At 45.8% G+C, this 7,197-nt stretch carries 8 protein-coding genes; 1 reads left to right on the plus strand and 7 read right to left on the minus strand.

All coding sequences use genetic code 11. The features are described 5' to 3' along the window. The 4 genes from PHX29_06615 to PHX29_06630 form a co-directional block, all read right to left on the minus strand. Positions 1 to 110: pyridoxal 5'-phosphate synthase lyase subunit PdxS (locus PHX29_06615; protein ID MDD5605556.1), on the minus strand; the 110-nt coding region annotated here is incomplete at its 3' end. A 183-nt stretch (positions 111 to 293) separates the two neighbouring features. Then, entirely contained in the window at positions 294 to 2,657 is a 2,364-nt protein-coding gene (locus PHX29_06620) for a fused MFS/spermidine synthase (protein ID MDD5605557.1), read from the minus strand. Between the two features lie 316 nt (positions 2,658 to 2,973). Next, positions 2,974 to 3,222: a hypothetical protein gene (locus tag PHX29_06625; GenBank protein MDD5605558.1), complete on the minus strand. Its 249-nt coding sequence runs from the start codon at positions 3,220 to 3,222 to the stop codon at positions 2,974 to 2,976. 124 nt (positions 3,223 to 3,346) lie between these two features. Next, positions 3,347 to 4,186 carry a DUF1616 domain-containing protein gene (locus PHX29_06630; GenBank protein MDD5605559.1) on the minus strand — a complete coding sequence of 280 codons (840 nt, stop codon included), beginning with the start codon at positions 4,184 to 4,186 and terminating at the stop codon, positions 3,347 to 3,349. A gap of 22 nt (positions 4,187 to 4,208) precedes the next feature. Between PHX29_06630 and PHX29_06635 the strand changes: the two genes are divergently transcribed. Further along, on the plus strand, positions 4,209 to 4,343 hold the full coding sequence (locus PHX29_06635; protein ID MDD5605560.1) for a hypothetical protein: 135 nt from the start codon (positions 4,209 to 4,211) through the stop codon (positions 4,341 to 4,343). A 161-nt stretch (positions 4,344 to 4,504) separates the two neighbouring features. Here PHX29_06635 and PHX29_06640 read toward each other — a convergent pair whose 3' ends face one another. The 3 genes from PHX29_06640 to PHX29_06650 form a co-directional block, all read right to left on the minus strand. Continuing rightward, a complete protein-coding gene (locus PHX29_06640) occupies positions 4,505 to 6,112 on the minus strand; it encodes a hypothetical protein (GenBank protein MDD5605561.1) in 1,608 nt (535 codons plus the stop codon). Positions 6,113 to 6,132: 20 nt separating this feature from the next. Then, complete coding sequence (locus PHX29_06645) at positions 6,133 to 6,702, minus strand: hypothetical protein (GenBank protein MDD5605562.1); 570 nt, start codon at positions 6,700 to 6,702, stop codon at positions 6,133 to 6,135. Then, positions 6,653 to 7,197: hypothetical protein (locus PHX29_06650; protein ID MDD5605563.1), on the minus strand; the 545-nt coding region annotated here is incomplete at its 5' end. The genes PHX29_06645 and PHX29_06650, both read right to left, overlap by 50 nt.

The raw sequence follows: 7,197 nt of genomic DNA on the forward strand, positions 1-7,197 counted from the left end.
CCTGCTGCTTCCGCAATCTTGGCCTGTTCGGGATTGACCACATCCATGATGACTCCGCCCTTAAGGCTCTGGGCAAAGCCTGTTTTATCTTTCCATGTACCGGTATTCATATAATAGTTTTACCTCTACTCCGGGTTAATATGATATTTTACTATTGGCTGCGCTGGCGGGGCAAACTTGCGCCGGTTATTCTACCCTGCAGAATGCTCCCAGCAGCACGGATAACATTATAGCAGCTTGCCGTTTGTATAGTTATCAGGAAGACCTGGTTTGAACCCTTGCCCTAAAAACAATCATTCAAAAAACAGCGGCCAGTAATATTTGATAGCAGTTTCATCCAAACGCTGATTGAGCTTTTCTATGATTGCTGTTTTATCGCCTGGTATGTTGATAATGTATGGTTCAGGGGTCTGTCTTAGAGGTGCAACCTTCAAAATATTTTCCCGGGTACAGTCATTTGTGCGGAAATAATACAAGGAAGGAGAGTATTCCAGACGGGGGTGGTTATCCGTATTTAAGTGCTTGGTTCCGGCATATGTTTTCAGGCTGTTTCCTTCCATTACAAAGCAGCTGAGAAAATCAAAGGCATTGTTAATATTTAACTTGCGCAGCTCATTGGCAATTATTGGCTGGCTGATTTTTTGTTCGAGTATTTCGTAGTCAATCTGCAGCCTATCCATTGAACCAACCAGGAGGAAATAGTTACGAAGCGGGGTAAACCAGAGAGAGGTATTTGGAAAAACACTCACAAAGGTATTTACAGTAATACCGATTTCTCCTGGGGAAAGCAGATGAAATGGAAGCCACTGCACCATCAATCCATCCTCAGTCAGTCTCTGACGGCAATCACGATAAAACTCCTGTGAATATAGGTTTCCACTCCCAGCACTTTTTGGAGAGGTGGCGTCTACTGAAATGACATCGTAACGCTGTTCGGTCATATGCAGATAATTGCGCCCATCTGCAAAAACCAGATTAAAAATTGGAAGTTCGAACAGGTTATGATTAATTTCGGGCAGCAGACGTGAAGCCTGAGCAACTGATGGCACCAGTTCTATAACATCCAGTTTATTAATGTTGTAGCAGGTGGCAGCCCATGATGATCCGCCAGCACCTAATCCAATTATGCAAACATCCGCATTGTCCTTCTGGCTGAGGAGCAAGGGCGTGTGCCCTAACGCCAACTGGATGTCCCGGTGGCGTGGTGTTGTAGAAGCAACCGGGAAACCATCGATACTGAGATAGCGATAACCAGCTTCATTAGAATAAACCTTTATCGTACTGCCGATACCTTCATCGTAGAAGATTATCGAATCAGTTTCTTGTTTTTCGACCTGGGAAGAAAAAACCAGATTTCCGGGAGTAAGAACCAGTATACTGGTAAGGATAAATGCACAAGTCGGTGGCAGAACTGTTTTTATCTGCATTTTAAACCCGGAACCCGGTTCACATCCGAGTAGTAGTATTCCTAGCATCATATATGCAGCAGTGATTGCAACGGTGCTGTGATAAACACCTAAAAACGGTATAAGGATAAAACCAGCCACCAGAGATCCTGCTACGCCTCCGATGGTGTTAATAGCGTAAATACTGCCAACCGTTTTTCCAACGAGTTTTGGCCTAGTGGAGTATATCTTTGCTACGAGCGGGAAAGTCATTCCCATTAGCAGGGTAGGAATAAGCATTACCAGGAAAGAGCGGAAGAATCGGATAGATGCCCACTGCCAGTATGCTTCGGGTTGAAATAGATTGAGAGAAATACCGGCATCAGCCCCAAGATTAATAAAGACTGGCACCGAGACAACTCCGCTGATTCCTATTCCGAATATGATAGCGCCTAACCAAAGGAAAGGCCGCTTGAGTTTATCTACAAAGTGTGCCATTACAAGAGATCCTGCGGCAATACCCGTTAAAAAAGCGGCTAGCATTGTCGTGAAGGCTTGGGCAGTATTATCCAGGATAAATATCAGGGAACGTGTCCACAATACTTCCAGCGCAATTGAACAAAAACCAGCGATGCCAAAAGCAACCAATGCCAACTTGGCTTGTCTGGTTGAACCGATAATTTGTTGATTTTCTTCTTGTTGCGGAAGACTATATGCTTTAGTTGGTTTGGATAATTTTAAGTCTGCAATTATCGCAGTGATACCAATCAAGAGGTTTATTCCGGAAGCCAACCAGGTGGATTCTCTGATTCCAAGCACAATTATCAAAACAAAACCAGCCAATATTGCCCCGATAGCCCCTCCGATAGTGTTGACAAAATATAACCGACCGATGTTTTTGCCGAAATGGTTGAAATGATTTATGAAAAAGCGGCTGATAACAGGCAGGGTTGAGCCCATAAGCGCTGTCGGAATAATCAATACAATAAAAGAAAGTGCAATCTTTATAATATTAATTGCTCCCATTCCGGCGCCCAGGTTTCGATGTATGAAGATGTAAATATCATCTATGCCTGCGAACAGAATGGGCATCAATAAGGCAAAGGCGCTGATTGATATCTCCAGTATCCCGTATAATCTTAACGGGAGTTTGCTTTTATCTGTGAACCAACCAGCCAGGAAACTGCCGATTGCCATACCTCCCATAAATGAAGCCAGGACAATACTGGTTGATATCGCAGTTGTCCCGAATATGAGAGAAAGCATTTTCATCCAACCGACTTCATATATAAGTGAACAGCTGCCACTAAGGAAAAAAAGTATATATAGGAGCGATCGGTAATGGACTTCCCGTCTTTCAGACAGATATTGTTCGTGGCCCAAAATACATTCACCCCCGTTTGCTGTGCCTGATATATTGTAGCAAAACAGGTTGGTTGTATATATGTGATGGGTACAGTAATTATAGTTGGGGATTAATATGCAAGAATTATAAACAATACTTTGTGGGATATTAGAAATGAGCCCCCTATATCATAGGAGGCACATTAATATAACTTTTGATTTGTTGAAGGGAAGGACGGGTAAGCTAGCCTAGAATCTCAATTACTTTTATAGCAACTATTACAACAAAAGCAATCAATAACGGGATTATGGGAAGGGTTACAAAGCTGGATATACGCCCGGATACCTCCGAGGTGCCGGCTCCAGCCAACTCTTTGATAGACAGAAATAAAATCAGCATTACTACGGCTACTGCCCCAAGGGCACCAGCAATACCTTCAGCGCTCATGGCGGTGATGGCAGTAATTGTACTTACAGTTACAGTTGTAATCATATATTTTTACCTTGAGCAGAGATTAACATATGGCAAAAGCAGTTGTCAACCATTTTTAGGAGTAATAAACAAAAAGAAATTAGTACCTTTCCTAAAGTACTACCCCGGTAATTTGATTGAGCTGTTAGCCGGGATTCGTTACATTTATCCAAATATGCAGGTCGAGGTAGGTTTCGCTTGAACCGTTTTTATACAGACGAAACTCAACCTTCTGGTTGTTGCCTGGAGTATTTGGGGCGAAAGTAACGCGAGATTCGTGTTTATCTTCGTGTGCCAGTTCCAGCGGTCCGAGGGTTGCAGAAAGATCATCATCAATAAACACTTCAACGTTATAAATAGTAACATCATGTTCGCGATTGACGATTCCAACTGTTACCCAAGCGCTTTCCCCAAGTACCATGTCCTCCGGATAATCATCGGCAATTCCTTCGGCGCCCAGAATATAAAACTCGCTGAATTTCTCTCCCGGTTTTGGATTTGTGGCGGTATAAATAAGGGTTGTGATTGCAGCAATGGCACTAATTGCCAAAACCACATTTAAAGCTTTACCCAGCCGGGTTTCACTGGCCCAGAATCCGGATACCTCGGCCGCTTTATGCTTGAGGTTGATCTGGAAGCGCTGATTAGGTTCAATACTGCGGCGGCGTAACCATGCTATCACCAGCAATATGCTTATTAGAATCAGCTGGGATATGAGTATTGGGTAAAGCCGTATCCCAAAAGGAGTGTAGTTTAGGATTAGTCCGGTAAGTGAAACCAGCGCAAAAGACAGGCCGAAACTCAATGCAAGTCTTTCGAATTTACTGATGGAACCTTTGCCCGGAAATAATGCCGAAATTAGACTGTATCCTGGGGAAAAGAGCAAGAAGATTAATCCGAGGACTATTCGGGCAGCTCCAGTGGTGTACTCAACCAGAGGGACGAGTATTAAAGACAGGACCGCTATTATTATGAGATCAAGCATTTAGTTGCTGCCGGTTGCTCTTTTGCGCATTCTAATTTTCTCCAGTTGTATTATCAGGACGAAGATAGCCGGCGGTCATCTTAATTACGCTGCTACCATGGCATTTGCCGTTTTTCTTGGGCTGATTATAGACTATAACAGCGGCAGCGGCAATTAAGGATTTTCCGTATAGACGAGCACAACTCGTGTGAGACCCTTCACTTTGTTCAAGGGTGACACTGGTTTATGAGTGCCCGTTGTAACATACACAGCGTTTCCGTTTGGATGGGCACAGAACGGACATCGGCTTCAGGTTCATATTTCACATACGTGCTAATGCTACTTTGTCCGCCATTTCAAGACAAGAATTATTGCAATTATCAGCAGAATTCCATTGACTGCGTATACTATCCAGACCCAGTTAAAACCCTTCTCTTCCAGGTCGGGTGGGGGAGCAGATGTAGCAGTGGTAGTGGCGGTAACTGTCGGCGCCTCGCTGGCTGCGATCTGGTAACTCCCGGCAAGACCGTTGATTTCCACAGTATATATTCCGGGGGAATTGCGGATGATGGTGAAGTTTATTTCTCTGGTTTCTCCTCCAGCCAGGGAAATCCTTTTTACTTCCTGGGTATTACCGTTTAACTTGAACACCAGTTCGTAATAACCGGCAATTGTACCGGTGTTGGTAACCCTGCATCGCATGCTGACTAGTTCGCCCGGCGCGACAGTGGTTGGAAAGATCTGTAAATCCTGTATTTCAAAAACCGGTGGAGATACCGGTGCGAGTATTCCATATATGCCGGACTCATAAAAAGAGGCACTTATGGTGTTGGAATTAGAATCGATAACCGGATTTTCAAGCGCAATCCACTCTTCGGTTTGATTATCCCATCGAGCAATAAGCAAGAGGTTTTCATCCATGCCTGTCGGCAATTGGGCGTCGTAATAGGAGAAGCTGATGGTGGCCTGAGGTTCGAAAACAGCTCCTTCCGGGAGTACTTCATATGCATTGCCTATTATCATTGTATCTTCGGTCATTTGGCCTTCAGTTGTTGTGCGAGACAGCATTAACCAGCCTGGCACCTTGCCGTCCTGTGTGGAAACAGTAATGCCTGGCTTTACGTTGATAGATGAAAAGCCATCTGCGGAAGATACGAGGACAGGCGCAGATATCTTGCCGGCTTCATCGGTCAAGCTGGTAATATCGGTTGCCCCCGGTGGTATAGAATGCCCCCCCGGATCTGGGTTGGTTGTAGTTGGATCAGCAGGTATGGACGGCTCTGTGGTGGTCGGCGGAGTGGTAGTTGGTGTGGTAGTAGTCTGGGGCGGTGTTGTAGTGGTTGGTATAACCGGAGGTGTAGTCGTGGGCTGAACTGGGGCAGTAGTGGTTATAGTGGGCTCCGCAGGAGATGGTTCGGTGACGTTATAGAATGCATCCCCCATATCCTGTTGCTGGGGGAAAGCGCTGGTTGCATCAAACCACAATCCGCCGGCTTTAAATCTTGCTTCTATCAGTTCGGCAGTAACCTGGTATTTCCCGGCCGGGCTGCCCCAGGGAAAATACAGAGCAATTTCCTGAACTGCGGTTATAATCTCTCCCTCATGCGAAGGAACGGGAGAGATGGTTGTTGAATATCCGGAATTGAGCGCAATTCTGTTTCCGCTTTCGATATGACGGCCAACTACCCTTCCTCTGATATACGCTTCGGTTGGATGAATGGGCGCATCTTTTATACAGGTAGCCTTGCCTTCCAAATTGGCACAAAAGACTTCACCTTCCTGTACATAAGTTTGGCTGAAGGTAATAGTATAGGTATATGAAAAATAGTCCAGCGGATTAAGAGGTGCGGCAGCCGATGGCTGGCTGGGAATAAAAGCCATCGAAATAAAAGCAAGTATAGCGCCAGCTGTTATGCGGCAAATGGCGTTGCATTGTCGGATATTCATAATTTTCTGCGCTCCGACTATCAGCGCCGGACGAAAGTAACGATGTAATAATAGCGGTGCAGTATCAGTATTATTATTACCAGCAGGAGTATTATTCCCATCGCGATGCCGAGTATTATTTGCCAGTTATCCTTGAGCCAGTCCGTAAAGCTGAAGGGTTCGGGTTCTTCAGGTGTTGTGGTCGTAGGCTCCACTGTTGGCTTCTCTGCCGGTTCGGGGATTTCAAGAGCCAGAGTAAAGCCGTTAACATCCAGGCTGTATTTACCTGCAGTTTCAAGAAGCACATTGAAAGTAACCGCCTCCTGGCTATTCGGTCCAGGATTAACTGTCTGGCTTGTCTTGGTGGTGCCGTTAACCTTCAGGGTAAGCTCGTACCCTCCCGGCAAATCACCGGTATTTGCAACTGTAATAACCAGGGTAACCTCTCTGCCATCACCAGCTATTTCGACTGTGGATTCCCAGCCGGTAATCTGGAAGGCGGCTTCGGTATGGGCTGTTGCGAACGAATTTGTCGTTGAAGCAACCTCATTACCATAATCGTCAATAGCCAGTGGAGTAATTGTAGGTTTTACCCGGCTCAAGGTCTTCAAGCAACACAACATGCCGGGTTGAAATATCTGTTTCCAGAGGGGTTTCCTTCTGGCTGCTTCCCTCTGCCCAATAGATTACTTTTCCGGCAGCAGGCAGATCTGTGCTCCAGGTCACAACTGCTTCATTGCGGGTGGTGAGCAGGACCTCTATGCTGGTGAATTGGGGAGGTGGCGGCGGTCCTTCTACGAAGTTGGCTGTTACGGTTTTATTGGCTGTAATGGTGATGGTGGTGGTTGCCGAATCCGCCTCGGCAACATCGCCGGTCCATCCGGTAAAGCGATGTCCATCTGCTGGGATTGCGGTAATCGTAACTTCCGTACCTTCCAGATATTCATGGGTTCCCGGAGCAGGTTCGGTGGTACCGTTGCCGTTTACTTCTATCGTCAGTGTGTGGACAGGTATTTCAACAAAACGGGCGGTTATTTCTTTATCGTCATCGATGACTACCGTTGTTGTAGCTGAATTCGGGTCGCTAACATCGCCAACCCATGAGT

The organism is Dehalococcoidales bacterium (assembly GCA_028717385.1).
Classification (GTDB): domain Bacteria; phylum Chloroflexota; class Dehalococcoidia; order Dehalococcoidales; family CSSed11-197; genus CSSed11-197.

Excerpts from the sequence above, each read along its gene's own strand:
- PHX29_06640 (MDD5605561.1), bottom strand. The coding sequence starts at position 6,112 with ATGAATATCCGACAATGCAACGCCATTTGCCGCATAACAGCTGGCGCT.
- PHX29_06625 (MDD5605558.1), bottom strand. The coding sequence starts at position 3,222 with ATGATTACAACTGTAACTGTAAGTACAATTACTGCCATCACCGCCATG.
- PHX29_06620 (MDD5605557.1), bottom strand. The coding sequence starts at position 2,657 with ATGAAAATGCTTTCTCTCATATTCGGGACAACTGCGATATCAACCAGT.
- PHX29_06630 (MDD5605559.1), bottom strand. The coding sequence starts at position 4,186 with ATGCTTGATCTCATAATAATAGCGGTCCTGTCTTTAATACTCGTCCCT.